This window comes from Rhodopseudomonas sp. AAP120, from assembly GCF_001295845.1.
Classification (GTDB): Bacteria; Pseudomonadota; Alphaproteobacteria; order Rhizobiales; family Xanthobacteraceae; genus Rhodopseudomonas.
On the sequence record NZ_LJIC01000220.1, the window covers coordinates 1 to 1322 of the forward strand.

2 protein-coding genes are annotated in these 1322 nt (G+C 65.1%); both read right to left on the reverse strand.

Annotated elements, in window-relative coordinates; translation table 11 throughout:
- The coding region (locus IP86_RS27460) for a hypothetical protein (RefSeq protein ID WP_156332640.1) at nt 1-259 on the reverse strand (259 nt) is incomplete at its 3' end.
- 251 nt (nt 260-510) lie between these two features.
- Nucleotides 511-1098, reverse strand: coding sequence for a hypothetical protein (locus IP86_RS27465; protein WP_054165629.1), 588 nt, complete (start codon nt 1096-1098; stop codon nt 511-513).
- Nucleotides 1099-1322: the final 224 nt, after the last annotated feature.

Genomic DNA, 1322 nt, shown 5'->3' on the forward strand with positions numbered 1-1322 from the left:
GTGCCGGCGCGGGCTGGCGCGCCGCGCGGCGGACGGCGGCGCGGTGCGGCGCATGCGGCGAAGGCGCCGATGCGGCACGTTTGGCTTCGCGATTGGGCGCTTCGACCGTGACGGACGGCAACTGTGTGCCGGACTGCGCGAAAGCCAACTCGGCGGGAGCGAACGTCGCGAAGCAGATCACGCTCGCCGCGGCGCCGACTCGAACCTGTGCTCGCTGGCGTCCACCAGCTCGCGCGAGCCGTCCTTCGTCGATCGACATGTCCGCAGTTCGCTTTCCGCCCGAGAGAATGACAGTCGGCGTTTAGCAGCGTGCGGGAATGATGAGAACGCGCAGCGGCTTGTAATGCCTCTAAGTCGCGCGCGCATGACGTCCAATCAGAGGAGCGATCAGCCGCGGGTTGTGTCGATGCCGATGATCAAGGCACGGCCGGCGAGAATCGCCCGCGCCTAAAGCAAAAACGCCGCCCCGGAACCGGGACGGCGTTGATGCAGTCGAAGCTGGCAAGTCGACTACTCGTCTTCGTCGAGCGCCTCGGCCAGCTTGTCGTAGTTCTTCAGCACCAGATCGATATTGCCCTGGTTCTTGACCATCGGGCCGGGCGATTTCAGCGCTTCGTTGAGATCAGCCAATGCCTGCTTCTTGTCGTCGGCCGACATCTTGGTGTCGGCCTCGACCAGCGCGATCTGCGCCTTGAGCTCGGCCTCGGGGCCCACATAGGTCTTGGTCTTGGCGTCGACGCCGGCCATCACCATGCTGATGGTCTCGATCACGTCGGCGTATTCGCTATAGGCGGCAAAGCCGTGCTTCTTGGCCGCGGCATCGAGCTGCTGCACCAGCTTCGGATCCGGCTTGGCCTGCGGATCGTCCGGCATCTTGGCGGCGATCGCGTCGAGATCCTTGTGGGCCGCCAGCACGCCCTGAATCTGCTTGTCGGTGAGCACGGTCTCCTTCAGCGCCGGCTCGGACGGCGCCGCTGCCTCGGGAGCGGGCTTGACCTGGGCGGCCTGGGCCAGCACCGCCGTGCCGGACACGGACGCGAGCGCGAGGGCCAGACAGCCCGCTCCAGCGAGGGCAGCGGGTCGAAGTGTGAAGCGCATGAAGTTCTCCTCGGTGATTCCGCCTGGGGACAGGGCCGGCTTTGCGCCGATTCAAGGCATCCGGAGTCTGGCCCGGAATTGGGCCGAAACACGGGCAGACCGCTGTAGCTCCCGCAGCGAAACGAGGCCATTCGGAATCGCATAAAGATCGCGAAGAAGGGCCTTCCAAACGCAAAACGCCGCTTCCTGTTGGAAGCGGCGTTTTGTTTGGGTGTGTTTTGATC